At 71.3% G+C, this 15616-nt stretch carries 18 protein-coding genes and 1 pseudogene; 11 read left to right on the forward strand and 8 right to left on the reverse strand.

All coding sequences use genetic code 11. The features are described 5' to 3' along the window. Positions 1-69 precede the first annotated feature (69 nt). Entirely contained in the window at positions 70-1074 is a 1005-nt protein-coding gene (locus tag ACYVDG_RS03030; RefSeq protein WP_460746834.1) for an N-acetylglucosamine kinase, read from the forward strand. Between the two features lie 119 nt (positions 1075-1193). Then, positions 1194-2042, forward strand: a pseudogene (locus tag ACYVDG_RS03035) (siderophore-interacting protein). 31 nt (positions 2043-2073) lie between these two features. On the opposite strand, the gene ACYVDG_RS03040 reads toward ACYVDG_RS03035, so the two are convergent. From ACYVDG_RS03040 to ACYVDG_RS03050, 3 genes are all read right to left on the reverse strand, one after another. After that, positions 2074-3432 (reverse strand): dihydrolipoyl dehydrogenase family protein, encoded by a 1359-nt coding sequence (locus tag ACYVDG_RS03040; protein WP_460746699.1) that lies wholly within the window; start codon positions 3430-3432, stop codon positions 2074-2076. Between the two features lie 235 nt (positions 3433-3667). Next, a complete protein-coding gene (locus ACYVDG_RS03045) occupies positions 3668-4549 on the reverse strand; it encodes a DUF2268 domain-containing putative Zn-dependent protease (protein WP_460746700.1) in 882 nt (293 codons plus the stop codon). 131 nt (positions 4550-4680) lie between these two features. After that, complete coding sequence (locus ACYVDG_RS03050) at positions 4681-5412, reverse strand: MBL fold metallo-hydrolase (RefSeq protein ID WP_460746701.1); 732 nt, start codon at positions 5410-5412, stop codon at positions 4681-4683. 208 nt (positions 5413-5620) lie between these two features. Here ACYVDG_RS03050 and ACYVDG_RS03055 point away from each other — a divergent pair, with 208 nt between their 5' ends. Further along, a complete protein-coding gene (locus tag ACYVDG_RS03055) occupies positions 5621-6253 on the forward strand; it encodes a trimeric intracellular cation channel family protein (protein ID WP_460746702.1) in 633 nt (210 codons plus the stop codon). 49 nt (positions 6254-6302) lie between these two features. Here the strand turns inward: ACYVDG_RS03055 and ACYVDG_RS03060 are convergent, their stop codons facing one another. Then, positions 6303-6725: a VOC family protein gene (locus tag ACYVDG_RS03060; RefSeq protein ID WP_460746703.1), complete on the reverse strand. Its 423-nt coding sequence runs from the start codon at positions 6723-6725 to the stop codon at positions 6303-6305. Between the two features lie 65 nt (positions 6726-6790). Next, positions 6791-7744: a LysR family transcriptional regulator gene (locus ACYVDG_RS03065; protein ID WP_460746704.1), complete on the reverse strand. Its 954-nt coding sequence runs from the start codon at positions 7742-7744 to the stop codon at positions 6791-6793. A gap of 130 nt (positions 7745-7874) precedes the next feature. On the opposite strand from ACYVDG_RS03065, the gene ACYVDG_RS03070 reads away from it, so the two are divergent. After that, a complete protein-coding gene (locus ACYVDG_RS03070; RefSeq protein ID WP_460746705.1) occupies positions 7875-8798 on the forward strand; it encodes a threonine/serine dehydratase in 924 nt (307 codons plus the stop codon). A 137-nt stretch (positions 8799-8935) separates the two neighbouring features. Then, complete coding sequence (locus ACYVDG_RS03075; protein WP_460746835.1) at positions 8936-9607, forward strand: lysophospholipid acyltransferase family protein; 672 nt, start codon at positions 8936-8938, stop codon at positions 9605-9607. A gap of 81 nt (positions 9608-9688) precedes the next feature. Here ACYVDG_RS03075 and ACYVDG_RS03080 read toward each other — a convergent pair whose 3' ends face one another. Beyond that, positions 9689-10441, reverse strand: a complete 753-nt coding sequence (locus ACYVDG_RS03080; protein ID WP_460746706.1) for a class I SAM-dependent methyltransferase — start codon at positions 10439-10441, stop codon at positions 9689-9691. Positions 10442-10523: 82 nt separating this feature from the next. Continuing rightward, positions 10524-10955 carry a VOC family protein gene (locus ACYVDG_RS03085; RefSeq protein WP_460746707.1) on the reverse strand — a complete coding sequence of 144 codons (432 nt, stop codon included), beginning with the start codon at positions 10953-10955 and terminating at the stop codon, positions 10524-10526. A gap of 75 nt (positions 10956-11030) precedes the next feature. Between ACYVDG_RS03085 and ACYVDG_RS03090 the strand changes: the two genes are divergently transcribed. From ACYVDG_RS03090 to ACYVDG_RS03115, 6 genes are all read left to right on the forward strand, one after another. Continuing rightward, positions 11031-11723 carry a GntR family transcriptional regulator gene (locus ACYVDG_RS03090; RefSeq protein ID WP_460746708.1) on the forward strand — a complete coding sequence of 231 codons (693 nt, stop codon included), beginning with the start codon at positions 11031-11033 and terminating at the stop codon, positions 11721-11723. Between the two features lie 43 nt (positions 11724-11766). Continuing rightward, positions 11767-12306, forward strand: a complete 540-nt coding sequence (locus tag ACYVDG_RS03095; RefSeq protein ID WP_460746709.1) for a hypothetical protein — start codon at positions 11767-11769, stop codon at positions 12304-12306. 154 nt (positions 12307-12460) lie between these two features. Further along, the gene (locus tag ACYVDG_RS03100) at positions 12461-13033 is read left to right on the forward strand and encodes a hypothetical protein (RefSeq protein WP_460746710.1); all 573 of its coding nucleotides are present in this window, start codon (positions 12461-12463) and stop codon (positions 13031-13033) included. Continuing rightward, positions 13033-13722, forward strand: coding sequence for a cobalt transporter CbiM (gene cbiM, locus ACYVDG_RS03105; RefSeq protein WP_460746711.1), 690 nt, complete (start codon positions 13033-13035; stop codon positions 13720-13722). Before ACYVDG_RS03100 ends, cbiM begins: the two co-directional genes overlap by 1 nt. Further along, positions 13719-14477 (forward strand): cobalt ECF transporter T component CbiQ, encoded by a 759-nt coding sequence (gene cbiQ / locus ACYVDG_RS03110; RefSeq protein ID WP_460746712.1) that lies wholly within the window; start codon positions 13719-13721, stop codon positions 14475-14477. Before cbiM ends, cbiQ begins: the two co-directional genes overlap by 4 nt. Further along, positions 14474-15268, forward strand: coding sequence for an energy-coupling factor ABC transporter ATP-binding protein (locus ACYVDG_RS03115; protein ID WP_460746713.1), 795 nt, complete (start codon positions 14474-14476; stop codon positions 15266-15268). The genes cbiQ and ACYVDG_RS03115 overlap by 4 nt, the downstream gene beginning before the upstream one ends. Here the strand turns inward: ACYVDG_RS03115 and ACYVDG_RS03120 are convergent. Next, positions 15171-15584 carry an ArsR/SmtB family transcription factor gene (locus tag ACYVDG_RS03120; protein WP_460746714.1) on the reverse strand — a complete coding sequence of 138 codons (414 nt, stop codon included), beginning with the start codon at positions 15582-15584 and terminating at the stop codon, positions 15171-15173. The two genes, ACYVDG_RS03115 and ACYVDG_RS03120, sit on opposite strands and share 98 nt — an antisense overlap. Positions 15585-15616: the final 32 nt, after the last annotated feature.

The raw sequence follows: 15616 nt of genomic DNA on the forward strand, positions 1-15616 counted from the left end.
GGGCACGTTTCGGATGTGACGACACGAGAGACGCCCCCTCCCCCCGCCGGCCCCGCCCTCGTCGTGGGGGTGGACGCCGGGGGCACCACCACCCGGGCGCTGGTGACCACCCTGGGCGGTGAACGCCTCGGCGAAGGCTGGGCCGGAGGTGCCAACCCCAACACGCACGGAGCCGAGCGGGCGGGCGAGCAACTGACCGAGGCGGTCGGCACTGCCTTGGACCGGGCCGGGCCCTGGGCTCGGGAGGCCGTGGCGGCGGGCGTGATCGGGCTGGCCGGCGTTTCGGCCCTGCGCGACGACACCGTCCGGGCCCGCTTGGAAAGCGCCCTGGCCAAGGCCGGACTGGAGCCGAGCGGGAAGGAGTTCACCGGGGACGACACGGTCGCCTTCGCCTCGGGCACCCTGGAACGTGACGGCACCGTCCTCATCGCCGGGACCGGAGCGATCGCCACCCGGGTCGAGGGGCGGCGCCGCGGCAGGTCCGCGGACGGCATGGGCTGGCTGATCGGCGACGAGGGGTCGGCCTTCTGGATCGGCCACCAAGCGGCCAAGGAGACCGCCCGCCAGCTCAGCCTGGGCGGGGAGCTCAGCCCGCTGGCCCGTACCGTTGCCAAGCGGGTCATCCCCGGTCAGCGGCCAAACGACACGGACCGGTGGCCCGAGGAGCACGCGCGCAATTTCGCCCGCACCCTCACCTCCGGCCCGCCGATCGGCCTGGCCGAACTCGCCCCGCTGGTCACCGACGCCCACGCGCTCCACGACGGGGCGGCCGAGGTGATCGTGAACGCCGCGGCGGGCCACCTGGCCCAGTCGGTGCACCAGGTGCGCGTGCCCGGCGAACACCTGCCCGTGGTCCTGGCCGGATCCGTCCTCGCGCGCTCCGCCCCGGTACGCGAAGCCCTGACCCACAAGCTCACCATGGGCACCGGATCGCGGGTGATGCTGGCCGGGTGCACGTCCGGCGGCGCGGCGTGGCTGGCGGCTGTGCGCGCGGGGGCCGACGAGCGGGATGTCGACCTGCACGACGCCTTCACCGGGGCCGACCGCACCGAGCCGCACGCGAAGACCCACTGAGAACCCTCGCCCCTGGGGTCTGCCCGCCTCCGGCGTGCCCGGTTCCAGTTTGCCCACCGCCGAGGCGACCCCTAAGGTAGGCATGGTTAGGCTTACCTAACCCAACGAGAGGGGGCGCCGTGACGGAGCGGCGAGCACGGCCGAAGGCGACCGTACACACCGGCCGGGTCGAGCGGGTGGAGCGGTTGACCCCGCACATGGTCCGGGTCGTCCTGGGCGGTGAGGGGCTCTCGGAGTTCGCCACCGGCGGCGCCACCGACAGCTACGTCAAGCTGCTGTTCCCGCCGCCCGCACCGGACGAGCCCGAGCATTACGACCTCGAAGCGGTCCGGGCCGAACTCCCCCGCTCGGAGTGGCCGGTCACCCGCACCTACACCGTGCGCACCTGGGATCCCGGCACCCGGGAACTCACCATCGACTTCGTCCACCACGGCGAGGTCGGTCTGGCCGGGGTCTGGGCGGCCGGAGCCAAGCCCGGGGACCGGCTCCGCTTCCTCGGCCCCGGCGGCGGCTACGCCCCCAGCCCCGGGGCCGACTAGCACCTGCTGGCCGGGGACGAGAGCGCCCTGCCCGCCATCGCCGCCGCCCTCGAAGCGCTGCCGGAGGCTAGCCCGGCGCACGTGTTCGTTGAGGTAGACAACGCCGCCGAGGAACAGCCCCTAGCGGTCCGGGAGGGCGTCCACGTCCGCTGGCTGTACCGTGAGGGCGGTGTCGTGGGGTCCAAGCTCGTCCCGGCCTTGCGCGCACTGGAGTTCCCCGCCGGTGACGGGCAGGCCTTCGTCCACGGCGAGGCCAACTTCGTCCGCGACCTGCGCCGGCTTCTCCGCGTGGAACACGCTCTCCCCGAGGAGCGCCTGTCGGTCTCCGGCTACTGGCGCCTCGGCCGCGACGAGGACGCCTGGCAGGCCTCCAAGGCAGAGTGGAACAAGAGCGTGGAAGCCGAGGAGGCCGCAGCGCTCCAAGGCTGAGTCGGCGGGCACACCGCCGGGCGGACGGGTCTCACACGTCCAAGGCCTCCAAAGCGTTCAGGTAGCCCTCGTTGAAGGTGGGGAACTGCGGGATCGAGTCGCGTAGGGCGGCGATCGGCAGGCCCATGCGGATCGCGAGCGCGGCGGTGTGGATCCACTCCGAGGCCATGGGGCCGAAGGCCCAGGCCCCCACCAGCACCCCGTGATCGCGGTCGGCGATGAGGCCCAGGGTGCCGCTCGGGTCCGTCTCCATGGTCCAAGGGCGGGCCAAGGCCGCGGTCAGGTCCGTCTCGGCGGTGGTCACATCGATACCGCGCGCACCCGCCTGCTCCTCGGTCAGACCCACCGCGGCGATCTCCGGGTCGGAGAACACCACCCGCGGAACGGCTGTGTAGTCGGCCACACGCTCGGCGCCGAGGATGTTGTCGGCGGCCACCTTGCCCTGGTACTTGGCCACGTGCGTGAACATCGACCTGGCGGTGACGTCCCCGATGCCCCACAGCCCGGGTGCGGCCCGGCAGTGGTCGTCGACGGGCAGCGCACCATCCTCCACTTCCACGCCGAGCTCCGCCAGTCCCAGTTCCCCGGCTCGGGGAACGCGCCCGCTGGCCAGAACGACCACGTCCGCCCGGAGCCGCTCTCCGCCGGAGAGGGCGGCGACGACCTCACCGTCCTCCCACCGGACCGAGGCGACCTCGCTGCCGGTGTGGACGGTGATCCCGTCCCGGTGGAACTGGTCGCCGACCAGTTCGCACAACCGGGGATCCTCGCGGTCCAGGAGCCGGGGGCCGCGCTGGACGATGGTGACGCGCGTGCCCATCCGGGCGAGGAACTGGCCCAGTTCGACGCCGACGGCGCTGCCCCCGACCACTACAGCGCGTCCGGGGATCTCGGTGAGGGTGGTCGCCTCGCGGTTGGTCCACACCACGTCCGAGCCCAGGTCCGCCAGTCCCTCGATCGGCGGGACCAGGGGGCCCGACCCCGTGGCCACCACGACATGGTCCGCAGTGTGCTCGGTGTCGCCGACCGCCACCCGCCACGGGTCCCGGCCCACGATCCGCGCGGCGCCCCGCAACGTCAGGGCCCCGCGCTCCCGGTAGTTCTCGACCTGCTTGGAGTCGTCCAGGTGACGGATCATCTGGTCGCGGTAGTCGCGCAGCCCGGGCCAGTCCAGACCGGGCGTACCGACCCCGGCGGCGCCAACCGCCTCCTGGCGCACTTCCGGCGACCGCAGCAGGACCTTCGTGGGGATACAGGCCCAGTAGCCGCACTCGCCGCCGACGAGTTCGCGTTCGACCACCGCCACCCGCTTTCCCTCGGTGAGCAGGCGGTCGGCGACCGTCTCACCGCCCGGACCCATACCGATGATGATTGCGTCCAGGTGTCCCATGTGCCTCGCTCCGCCCGCGGTCCGGTGGTTTACCCCGATGGTGTCCCCGAAAGCACGGCACGGGAAGACCCGACACGCGCGCGGGGTCGGTCAGGGCTCGCACCTGGTCCCCGCCCGGACCCCGGCGACCGGGTCCACCGGCCCGAACACACGCTGGCCCCGTCACGAGCGCCCGTCCCGTCACGGCCGGAAGGTACACAACGTGTGCCCCGGCCCTCCAACGCCGGTCTCACCGCTATCGGGCCAATGCGGCCTCGATCACGTCACGGCTCGGTGCGTGCAGTGCCTCGGCAGCGCTCTGGCCGGTCGCGGAGAGGTAGGCGTCGACCAGGCGGTTCCCGACGGCGTAGCCGGCACCCATCGGAAGGCCGACCGGTTCGGCGCCGAAACGCCTGGCGGATTCGTCGCCGAGGACCCACGCCGTGAAGTTCTCCATCCCACCGACCTCCAGCCCGGCGACGACCTTGGCGAACACAGCGTCGTCGTGCAGGTGAGGCAGCCCGAAGGAGGTATATCCGGCATCGCCGTGCAGTTGTCGGGCGAAGGCATCGGCGAGACCTTCGGAGACGACGTGCTCACCCACCACGACGGTCGCCGGGTCCCAGGCCACACCACCCGGGGCATAGCGCAGGTTGTGGTTCAACTCGTGCGTCGCCAAGGCCTCCAATCGGGCCAGGTTCTCCTCAGTGGGCCACAGGTTCAGGGAGATATAACCGGAAAACCCACCGCTGCCAGCGAAACCCCGTGCCGGACCCATGAAGTACTCGTCGCCGACGTCTCCGAGCATGAGCAGAACGCTGATGTCCGGCACCTGGAGGCCCGGGGTCGCCCGGAGCTGCACGTCGACGGCGTCGGCAAGTGCACGCTCGATGCGACCCCACGCATCCGCGGCGCGCAGTCGTTCCAGTGCCTCGCGGGTCTCCTCCTCATCGCGGTCGAGCGGGAAGCCGAGGAGGCCCATCGCGTGCATCTGCAGCATGTCGACCTCACCTGGGACGTAGCGGAACATGCCCTCCATCGGCGCCAGTACGTCACGGAGCGCGTCCCGACGCCGTTCGCCGTGTGCCTCCAGTACCGCGGCGATTCCAGCATCGGTATCAAGAACGTTGATCGTCATGGCGCTGACGCTAGAGCCTCACGTCGCGTCAGGGTCCAGCTGGCGGTTGCAACCGGGCGCTGATGCGCTACCGCAGACCCGTCACAGGAGATGACCTATGAGCCGGGTTACCCCCGCGAGCTGCTGAGAACTCAGTCATGGGGCGTGTCAGCGAACGCGTCCGGAGCGGTCCGAATGAGCGCGGCGGCGTCGGCAAGCACGGGTTCACCGTGCCCGAATCCGGCGATTCCAGCACCGGTTTCCGCGATCCGCAGTGCGGAGCGCCGTGTCTCAGCTCGGTCCACGTGGAAGGCACCGAGCACCACGTGTCCGTTGAACTCCGCGAGCGTGTCACCGGTCAGTACCACGCCAAGGTCCGGGATATGCAGCGCGACGCTCCCATGTGTGTGCCCTGGTGTATGCAGCACACGCGCTCCACCACCGAAATCGATGGTGTCGCCATCAGTCAGCTCGACGTCCACCCGGCAGGCCGCGGCCCTCGGCGGCTCTGCCGGTTCACCGCGAAGAGCACGCTCCGCGTCGGTGAAATAGGGCATTGGCCCGTCCGCCGCTCCGCGGACGACCGGAGCCTCGGGCGCTCCCGCGGCCACTTCAGCGTTGGACCACTCGGAAATCTCCGCCGCGGCCCCAGCGTGGTCCTCATGGAAATGGCTCAGGACGACGCTCTCGACGTCCCTTCGGCCGCGCCCCAGGGATCGAAGCGCGGATTCGATGAGGGGTGCGCTGTCAGACCATCCGGTATCGAACAGTGTGACGCCTCTGGGACCCAGCCAGATGTAGGAGTTGAGCAGATGTGCTTGTTCGCCGGGCAGACGCAACCGATAGAGAGCTGGGGCGATCTCCAACAAGTCAGGGTCATCCATGGACCGACACTACCGGGCGCCAACCAGCGCAGGCTCTTCGTCGATCCGGGCAACGAGCTCTCACCGGAGGACGACGGTGAGGCGCCCCGCGGGCCGACCGTGGGGCGCCTCACAGCGCTGACATGCGGGAACCGGGCGAATCCGTGCTGTACTTCTTGGTTGGCCCTCGGTCCGAACCGGAAGGAAGCGCCACACCCGGCGCAGGCTCATGTCCACGCAAGACATCATCCTGATCCTCGACCTCGCAGGGGTCTTCGCCTTCGCTCTGGACGGGGCCCTGACGGCCATCCGCAGCGCACGTGTGGACATCGTCGGCGTGATGTCGCTCGGTGTGGTGACCGCCATCGGCGGCGGCATCATCCGCGACGTCCTGCTCGGCGAGACCCCGGCGACCTTCCAGGACTGGAGGTACCTGGTGACCGCGCTGACCGGGGCCACGCTGGCGTTCTTCCTCAGCCGCCAGCTCAGGCACCTGGCCAAGCCGATCCTGCTCTTCGACGCCGCGGGGCTGAGCCTGTTCGCGGTGATCGGAGCGACCAAGGCGCTGGAACACGGGTTCGGTCCGCTCCAAGCGGTGATCCTCGGCGTCATCACCGGGGTGGGCGGCGGCACGATCCGCGACACCCTCCTCAACCGGGTACCCACCGTGCTCAGCGCCGACTCACGGCTGTACGCCATCCCGGCGATGCTCGGAGCGGGGTTCGTGGTGCTCGTGGACCTGACCGGGTTCGGCGCGGGGTGGATTGCCGTGTTCGGCGCGCTCCTGTGCTTCACGGTGCGCGTGCTGTCCCTGCGCTACCGGTGGAACGCGCCGCTGCCGCCCGGAACCCCGCCGGTGTAGGACGGGGCGCCGGGCGGACCGTGATGGTGCCGGCCAGGGACGGTTCCGGTCAGGGGAAGGACGGCGGTTGGACGATGACCTGCCACAGGTGGCCGTCCAGGTCGGCGCAGACCCCCGAGTAACCCCACGGGTGCTGCTGGGGTTCGGTCACGACCTCTCCCCCGGCGTTCCTGGCGCGTTCCATTACGTCGGCGACGCCGCCCTCCTCGGGGACGGCCATGCTCAGCAGGCACTCGCTGGTGCCGGGCGGTGCGACCCGGCGATCCCCGCCCACGACCCAGCCGAAGCCTCCGGTGGGAACGAGCATCAGCAGGGCCTGGTCGTTGAGCTTGAACTGCAGCGGCTCGGGCACGCCGTCCTCGGCCGGTTCACCCACGGGTTCGAAGCCGAAGGCGTCACGGTAGAAGACCATCGAACGCCAGCGGTCGGCGGTCGGCAGACTGACGACGAGCGGTCCAGCGGGTGCGGCCATGGTGGGCTCCGTTCTCCGGGGTGCACGGCATCCTGTCCCGTACCGACCTCGGATGTCGCCCGGACTCATCGCGTGTCCTGCCTGCTTCCCGGTTCGTTCCGGTCACCCGGTTCCTTCCGGCTGCTGAGGGCGTGGGCGGTGCGCCGCAGGGTCGCGACCATGGCCGGGACCGGCTCGGGCGGTCGGCGGCGGTGCACGGTGTAGATCTCGCGGGCCAGGTGGGTACCGCGCAGGGGTCGGCTGACCCATCCGCCGCCCCGGGCCGCGCCCAGAATGCTCTGGGGAATGAGCGCCACGCCGACCCCCGCCTTGATGAGGGCGAGAGCGACCTCGTAGTCCTGGGTCTCGTAGGCCACGGTCAGGCGCACCCCGGCGGCCGCGGCGGCGGTGTCCAGGCTGACCCGGTTGTGGATGCCGGGCGCCCCGCAGATCCACTCCTCGTCTGCCAGGTCCGCCAAGGAAAGGTCGCCGTCGGCGATGGGGTGGCCGGTGGGGGCCACCACCATGAGCGGGTCCACCAGGAGGCGTTCCCGGTGCAGGCCTCCTGTTCGGGGCAGCGGCACGCCCGGGTAGCGGTGGGTGACGAGCAGGTCGAGGTCCCCGGCGGTGACCAGGCCGTGCCCGCCGGGCGGTTCGATGTCGGAAAGGGACAGGCGTACGTGCGGGTGTTCGTGGCCGAACACCGCGAGCGCCTCGGGCAGCAGCACCTTGCCCGCGCTGGCGAAGGCCCCCAGGGACAGGCGGCCCGGGCGCTCCCCGGCCACGGCGCGAACGGCGGCCTCGGCGTCGCGCAGCTCCCCGAGGACCCGTTCGCCGTGTTCGAGGAGGACGAGCCCGGCCCCGGTGAGGGTCGCCCCGGTGCGGCCGCGCTCGACGAGCACGCACCCGACCTCCCGTTCCAGCTTGGTGAGCTGCTGCGAGAGCGCGGGCGGGGTGAAGGAGAGGCGTTCGGCCGCGGCGGCGATGGATCCGGCGTGCGCGATCTCCACCAGTACCCTCAGCCGGTTGGCGTCCAGCACGGCACCTCCCCTTTCGCTCGGTCCTCACTCTTCCCCTATCAGCAAGAACAAGGCATGACACAAAGTCTTGCTTACTATTATTTAGCAGACCCAACTTTAAGTTAATGGACAGTAGGGGCAGGGTGGGAGCATGAGCACCACGACCGCACCCGCCGTGCCCACGGCCATCGACGTCCGCGCCGCAGCCGAGCGGATCGCCCCGCACTCCCGCCGCACACCGGTGATACACACCGAGGTCGACGGGCGTCCGGTCAGCCTGAAGCTGGAGCACCTCCAGCGCACGGGTGCGTTCAAGCTCCGCGGTGCCCTCAACGCGCTGCTCGGCGGCGCGCCCACCAGCCGGGTGATCACCGCCTCGGGCGGCAACCACGGCCTGGGCGTGGCCACGGCGGCGCGGATCCTGGGTGTGCACGCCACGGTGTACGTCCCCGAGACGGTGCCCGAGGCCAAGGCCGCGCCCCTGGAGGCCACCGGTGCCGAGATCGTCCGGGTCGGCGAGCACTACGCCGTGGCCGCCGAGGCCGCCCTGGAACAGGCCGAGTCCGAGGGTGTGCGGTACCTGCACGCCTTCGACGACTCCCTCGTGGTCGCCGGCCAGGGCACCATCGGCCTGGAGGTCGCGGCCGACGCGCCCGAGTGCGATTCCATCGTCGTCGCCGTGGGCGGCGGCGGCCTGGCCGCCGGTGTGCGCTTGGGTGCCGAGGGCCGCAGTGTCGTGGCGGTGGAGCCCGAGGGGTGCCGGAGCATGCACGAGGCGATGGCGGTCGGCCACCCGGTCCAGACCGAGGTGAATTCGGTCGCCTCGTCCGCGCTGGGCGCAGCCACCCTGGGTCAGGTGCCCTTCGAGGTGCTCCGCGCCAACCCGGTCACGCCCGCGCTGGTCAGCGATGCCGAGATCATCAGTGCCCAGACCCGCCTCTGGGAGGAGTTCCGCATCGCCACCGAACCCGCGGCCGCCGTCCCCTTCGCCGCATGGCTGGCCGGGCGCGTTCCGGGCGAGAACCCCTGCCTGGTCGTGTGCGGGGCCAACGCCGACTGGCGGCTGTCGAGCTGATTCCGACTCTTCCGCACTGATTCTCCCGGTTCGCCCGGTAGGTGACGTGGCGCACTCCGCACCCCCGAAGCCATTGTTACCGACCGGTCACCGTTACATTGTTGTCGGCGCTGTCCGACAAGAAAAAGGGAGACCACGTGCTCTACGGTGCGTTGCGGCAGACGGCTTCGGTCCTGGCCCGGACGCTGTGCCGACCCACCATCGAGGGCCGTGAGAACGTCCCCATGACCGGCCCGGTCCTGCTCGCCAGCAACCACCTGTCCTTCGTGGACAGCGTCGTCATCCCGCTGTCGGTGGTCCAGCGCCCGGTGCGCTTCCTGGCCAAGTCCGACTACTTCGAGACGCCCGGTGTCAAAGGGCGGATCACCAAGACCGTGTTCAGCTCCCTGGGCGCCATGCCGGTCCGGCGCGGCAACGCCCGCGACGCCATGATGTCGTTGGAGATGATGCTGGACCGGCTCAACGACGGTGAGGCCTGCGTGGTCTACCCGGAGGGCACCCGTTCCCGCGACGGCCGCCTCTACCGGGGCCGTACCGGCGTCGCCCACCTGGCCATCGAGTCCAAGGCCCCGATCGTGCCCGTCGCGGTCTCCGGAACCCAACAGGTCCAGCCCATCGGCGCCAACATGCCGCGCCCCCACCCCTTCACGGTGCGCTTCGGCGAGCCCATGGATTTCTCCAGCGGCTTCGACAGTATGGCCCCGGGCAAAGCCCGCCGGGTCATCACCGACCGGGTCATGGACGCCATCCACGGCCTCTCCGGCCAGGAACGCGCGAACGAGTACAACACCTTCGGCGCCGACGAGTAAGCCGACGAGCAACCCGCGGGTTCGAGAGCTCGCAAGCGCCCGGCCGCGGGACACGGCACGGGGTGGGCACTCACCCCGGGGTCACCCCGCCTCGGGCAGCCGGTAGGTCGACACGTGCGAGCGGGACTCCCCGGTGAACCCGGCCCCCTTCCAGTCGGCGTGCCGTGACTCCAGCTCGAACCCGGCGATCCGCGCCATGAGGTCGAGTTCGGCGGGCCAGATGTACCTCTGCTTCACCCGTCCCACCCGTGCCTCGCGGCCCTTGCCGAACTTGAAGTGGTGGGAGACGAGGTGCTGGAGTACGACGTCGTAGGTGTCCAGGCCGACATAACCGGTCTTGGCGGAGAACAGCAGTCCGTCCTGGCCGGGTGGCAGGCGCCGCAGTTCGGGGACCCCCAGCTCCACGACGAACCGCCCTCCGGGGGACAGGTGCCTGGCCGCGTTGTGGAAGCACTCGACCTGCTCCTCCTGGGTCAGCAGGTTCGAGATCGTGTTGTAGACCAGGTACACGAGCGAGAACTCGCCCGGCACGGAGACGGTGGCCATGTCACCGACCGTCACGGGGATCTCCGCTTCGTCGGCCTTCGTCCGCAGCCGGGCGAGCATCGCCTCGGAGAGTTCGACCCCCGTGACCGGCACACCCCGCCTAGCGAGCGGCACCGTGACCCGGCCCGTACCGGCGGCGAACTCGAGCGCCGCACCGCCGCCCGCCAGTTCGGCCAGGCGGTCCACGGCCGGATCGAGCTCCTCGGGCGCGAACATCCCCTCACCCGGGGTGTCGTAGTTCTGCGCGGTCTCGGTGTCCCACACCTGCTCTGACTCAACATCGCTCATCCGGGCAACCTAGTGCCCGGAATCGCCCGCCGCCACGGGTTTTCCGGCGCGGCGGCGGGCTGGCAGCAGGTGACAGCGGACTCTAGGTGGCGAAGACCTGGGAGTCGTCGGCGAAGGCCTTGAACTCCAGGGCGTTGCCCGCCGGGTCGAGCAGGAACATGGTCCACTGCTCCCCGGGCTCACCCTCGAAGCGCACGTAGGGCTCGATGACGAACTCGGTGCCGGCCGTGCGCAGGCGCTCGGCCAGCTTCTGGAACCGCTCCACCGTGAGGATGAGGCCGAAGTGCGGGACCGGCACGTCGTGGCCGTCGACGGGGTTGTGCACGCGGCGCTGGCGCTCGGGGGCCAGGTGGGTCACGAACTGGTGCCCCTCGAGGTTCCAGTCGATCCAGCTGTCGGAGCTGCGCCCTTGGGACAGGCCGAGCACGTCGCCGTAGAAGCCGCGGGCGGCCGCCAGGTCGTCGACCGGGACGGCCAGGTGGAAGCGCGGGATGGGAGAGTCCAGCACGGTCATCGCGCACCCTTTCAGAGAGGAGTTCGGGCCACTTGTCGCAATGTTAACATTAGGACGTTCGGAGGTGAGGTGTCCATGAGCCGCGATCGTCCCCAGGTCGCCCCCGCCCGCCGCCGCGGCCTGGCCGACGAGGCGGCCGACCGCATCCGCGAGGCGGTCTTCGACGGGACCTACCCGCCCGGAGGCCAGCTGCGCGAGTCCGAGCTGTCACGGGCACTGGAGGTGAGCCGCGGCCCGGTTCGCGAAGCGCTCCTGCGACTGGAGGTCGAAGGCCTGGTCAGCAGCGCCTGGCACCGCGGCGCCACCGTCACCGAGCTGACCGCCGGCGACATCGCCGAACTCGACAGCCTGCGCGGCGCCCTGGAACAGCTGGCGGTACGGGAGGCCGTAGCCCGGGCCGACGATACGGCGCTCGCGGAGATCGAGCGGACCGCCGAGAACATGGAGCGAACCGCGGACGCCCACACGCTGGTCTCGCTGGACATCGCCTTCCACGACGCCGTGTACGCCGCCAGCGGCCACCGGCGCCTCCTGGAGGCCTGGCAGGCGATCCGCTGCCAGGTGCGGCTCTTCCTGGTCAACCGGGTCCGGGTCAGTTCCCAGGACTACGTGGCCCACATCCCCGGCGAGCACCGCGAACTCGCGCGGGCTCTGCGCTCCGGCGACACCGAAGCGGCGCTGTCCCTGTTCGCCACCCACCGCCAGCACGCCCTGGACATCCTCACCGGGGACGGCAACGGGAGCAGTGCGGAGCCCGGAGATGAGTAGCCGCACTCACGCGTGACCGGTCCCGGGCCGCCAGCATGGGGTCATGGACACGTTGACCGCACGGGCTCCCCGTTCCCCGAAACCCTCCTCGGGCCCAACCTCGGTCCTCTCGTACGGCATCTCCCCGGGCCTCCCCTCCGGCCTCGTCTCCGCAGCGCAGGCGGGTGCACTCCTGGCCTCCTCGGCGATCGCGACCTGGTGGGTGACCCGCACCCCGCCGGAGGAGGAGGCCGCCGCCGAGGGCTTCCACCTCAGCGAGGCCGAGTACGCGATCGAGCCGGTCGCCCTGCCCCACTGGGGCGAGGCCGTGATCGGCGCCGGCGCGCTCGTCCTGGTCCCGTTGCTGGCGGTGCTGCTGATCCGCGGCGTGGCTGCCGGACACATCCCGCCGCGGTGGGGCGGCGTGGTCCTGATCCTGTTTCCGGTCGCGGTGATGGCGGGTCTGTGGTGGATGATCGGTACCGCGCCGGTCATCGGCGCCAATATCCTCCTCGACCTGGCCCGGCCCGTGTTCGGCCCCGCGAGCCTGCTCCTGCTCATCTTCGCCGCGGCCACCGCGGTCTCCGCCCTGCGCCGGAGGTGATGCTCCCCGTCCCCCCCGCCCCGCGCTCCGGAATCGCACCTGTACTCCGCGGTCCGATCGATTTAGTCTTGTCTGATCAGATCATGAGGTGAGAGGCGTCCGCCCCCGCCCCCGCGTTCTCTCCATCGCGCCGACGCGCATCGGAGGTTGCGGCATGAGACGGGACAGGACGCGGCGGACACACGCGGCCCTCGCGGGAGGCGCGGCCCTCCTCCTGCTCGGCTGGCCCGCGCAGGCCCTCGCACACGGGGTGGTGCTCGACGAGGAGCAGACCGACGCCGTGCGGATCGACGCCCACTACGACACCGGTGAACCGATGACGGACGCCCAGGTGAGCGTGTACTCCCCCGAGGACGACTCGGACCCGTGGATGACCGGGAGCGTCGACGCCGAGGGGGTCTTCCTGTTCGAGCCCGACGAGACGGGCATCTGGGAGGTGGAGGTCCGCCAGGCCGGGCACGGTGACACCGTGCGCGTCGAGGTGGCGGAGGACGCCCCGCCCGAGGAGGTGGAGCTCGCCGAGCCCGACGAGCAGCCGACGCCCGAGTCCGATGAACAACCGGCACCCGAGCCCGAAACCGGGCCGGGCGACTCTGGCAGTGGTGACACCGCCTCCGGGGCCGGTCCCCTCGAAGCCAGCCCCTTGCAGATGGCCGTCATGGGTGCGCTGGCCGTCTGGGCCCTGGTGATGACGGCGCTGTACTTCGCCCGCCGGAAACGTGCCTGATGCACATCCCGGACGGGATCCTGCCGCCGAGCGTGCTCATCGGCGGTTTCGGGCTCACCGCAGCCGCCACCTGGTACTCGCTGCGCCGGATCCGGCAGCGCGGCGATCCGACCGCCGACCTGCCCAAGGCGGCGATGTTCACCGCGGCCTTCCTCGTCCTGGGCTGGATCCACGTGCCGGTACCACCGGTCAGCGTGCACCTGATCCTCAACGGGCTCCTGGGGGTCGTGCTGGGCTGGTTCGCCTTCCCCGCGATCCTGGTCGGGCTGTTCTTCCAGGCGGTCCTGTTCGGGCACGGAGGGCTGACCAGCCTGGGCGTCAACGCGGCGATGATGGGCCTGCCCGCGCTACTGGCCTTCGGCCTCTTCCGCCTGCGCGGCCGGCTCCCCGCCGCACGGCGGCCGCTCTGGACGGGCGTGTTCGGGTTCCTGGGCGGGTTCACGGGGCTGGTGGCCGCGGCCGCGATCCTCTTCGCCCTGCTCGTCACCACGGTGCCGACCAGCATCGACGCCGCCACCGAGCGCGCCGCCATCGTGGGTCTGGTCCTCGCGCACGTCCCGCTCGGGGCGATCGAGGGCGCCGTCACCGCGGTGGTGGTGCTCTTCCTGTTGCGGGTGCGGCCGTCGCTGCTCGAACCGGAACCGCGGGCCCATCCTTCCGGGCCCCGCCCCTCGGGGTGGCCGGGATGAACCACGCCATCGACCGCTACGCGGACCTCGACTCGCCGGTGCACCGCTGGGACCCGCGGCTGAAGCTGGTGGGGCTCGGTTCCCTGGTCCTCGCGTGCGCCTTCGTCACCGACCCCCGGCTCGTTCCCGTCCTCGTAGCGGTCGCCGTCGGGCTGGTGGTCCTGGCCAGGCTGCCGCTGGGTTTCGTGGTCCGGCGCCTGCGCTACCCGGGGCTGCTGGTCCTCGTGGTGGTGCTCGTGCTGCCGTTCGTCTCCGGAGAGACGGTCCTGGCACGGTGGGGGCCGTTCGCCGTGCGCGCGGAGGGGGTCCTCAATGCCCTGCTGGTCGCGGGCCGGTTCACCGCCATCGTCATGGTCGGGCTGGTGGTGTTCGCGACGGCGCCGATGCTCCGGACCGTCACCGCGCTGCGCGCCCTGCGCCTGTCCAGCCTCCTCGCCGACATGATGCTGCTGACCTACCGGTACCTGTACGAGCTGGGCGGTGACCTGGGCCGGATGCGCACGGCGACCCGGCTGCGCGGCTTCCGGCCGGGCCGCCCCGACCGGCACACCCTGGCCACGGTCGGTTCGCTCACCGGGAGCCTGCTGGTGCGCGGCCACGACCAGTCGGCCCGGGTCCACAGGGCCATGATCCTGCGCGGCCACGGTGCGGCCCCGCGCCACCGGCACGACGTCCGGGCCGGGCCGTGGGACGTTGCCGCTCTGGCGGTGGCGCAGCTCCTCGCCGCCGCACTGATCCTCTGGGAGGTGCTTTGACCACGACCGGCCCGCCCCGGAACAGCGGAGTCCCTGAAGACCTCGCGGCGCTCGACGCGTCCGGGCTGCGGTTCACCTACCCGGACGGCCCCGAGGTGCTGCGGGGCACGGATTTGCGCGTGGCACCGGGAGAGCGGGTCGGACTGATCGGACCCAACGGTGCCGGGAAGACGACCTTCTTCCTCACCGCGTGCGGTGTCCTGGCACCGGACGCCGGGACCGTGCGGGTCTTCGGCGCTCCGGTGCTCCCCGGCGGCTTCCACCCCGACATCGGCGTGGTCTTCCAGAACCCGGACGACCAGCTCTTCTCCCCCTCCGTGTGGCATGATGTCGCCTTCGGTCCGCGCAACCAGGGCCTGCCGGCTGAGGAGGTGCGCGCCCGGGTCGCCGAGGTGCTCACACTCACCGGGACCCTGGAGCTCGCCGACCGCGCCCCGCACCACCTGTCCGGCGGGGAGAAGCGGATGGTCTCCATCGCGGGGGTGCTGGCGCTGCGCCCGCGCGTGGTCATCTACGACGAACCCACCGCGAGCCTGGACCTGCGTTCGCGCAGGCGGCTGATCAGGTTCCTCGGTACCGCCGCCCAGACACTGCTGATCGCGTCACACGACCTGCACTTCCTGCTCGAAGTGTGCGACCGGGTGGCGGTCGTCCACGCCGGCCGCGTCACGGCGAGCGGTGATCCGTACGAGGTCATGGGTGACGCGGCGCTGATGGCCGACCACGGCCTCGAGACGCCCCACGGCCTGGCTGCTCCGGCACCTCCGAGTGCGGCCGCACCAGATGGATGAGGTCGTGCACCGTCTCGTCGGCCAGCCGGTAGCGCACGAGCTTGCCCTCGCGCCTGGTCTCCACCAGGCCGTGCGCGCGCAGGTGGCGCAGCGCCTGGGAGGTGGCCGTGTCGCTCATCCCCACCGCCACCGCAAGGTCGGAGACGCAGATCTCCCGCGCGTAGTGGACGGCCACGAGCAGGGCGAGGCGGGAGGGATCAGCCAGCACCGCGTAGCGCTGCGCCCATTCGCGGACGGCCGCGCGGTCGCCCAAGCCGCCCAGCGCGGAGCGGACGCGCTCGGGTTCGATCACGGATGGTTCGCGCTCGACGGCCATACGGCCGATCATCCCACGCGGGGGAAGCTCGC

The sequence above is a fragment of the Nocardiopsis oceani genome (assembly GCF_054777395.1).